The 746-nt window shown below is 31.6% G+C and carries 1 protein-coding gene; it reads left to right on the plus strand.

Going from position 1 to position 746, the window contains the following annotated elements; all coding sequences use genetic code 11:
• Positions 1–128 precede the first annotated feature (128 nt).
• The coding region (locus tag ACFOY6_RS24220; protein WP_379652469.1) for an ATP-binding cassette domain-containing protein at positions 129–746 on the plus strand (618 nt) is incomplete at its 3' end.

Consider the following 746-nt stretch of genomic DNA (forward strand, 5'->3'; position numbering starts at 1 on the left):
AACGTACGCAATTTATTTTTCTATTTAAAATTCGATAATATAGAATTAACAAAAATTTAAATATTCAAAAACAAATACTTTATATATAGTTTAAACCTATTTCAAATACATAGAAAGGTGAGAATCTAATGATACTTTTACAACTTAATGACATCTCCAAATCGTTCGATGGTGAAGATATCTTCACAGATGTTAATTTTGAGGTGAAAACTGGCGAAAGAATCGGCGGAGTAGGCCGTAATGGAGCTGGTAAATCGACATTAATGAAAATCATAGCAGGTGTGGAAAATTACGATAGTGGTCGAATATCAAAAATCAAAAATTTGACAATGAGTTATTTAACTCAGCAAATGACACTCAATTCAGAAGCTACTGTCTTTGAAGAAATGTCTAAGCCTTTTGAACATATAAAGAAAATTGAAAATTTAATTAAGGATGAAACCGATTGGCTTGCACGAAATGGACAAGATTATGAATCCGATGAATATCAATCACATATTGAAAAATATGAAACTTTAACGAATCGTTATGAGCAAATAGATGGTTATCAATATGAGAGTAAAATTAAAACAGTCCTGCACGGGCTTAACTTTACAGAAAGCGATTTCAACAAGCCTATTAATGATTTTAGTGGTGGTCAAAAAACACGTCTTTCTCTTGCTCAAATGTTACTTAAAGAACCCGATTTACTCCTTCTTGATGAACCAACTAACCATCTAGACATGGAAACAACCAAGTGGTTAGAG

Source organism: Teichococcus aestuarii, assembly GCF_042651065.1.
GTDB classification, from domain to species: Bacteria; Pseudomonadota; Alphaproteobacteria; order Acetobacterales; family Acetobacteraceae; genus Pseudoroseomonas; species Pseudoroseomonas aestuarii.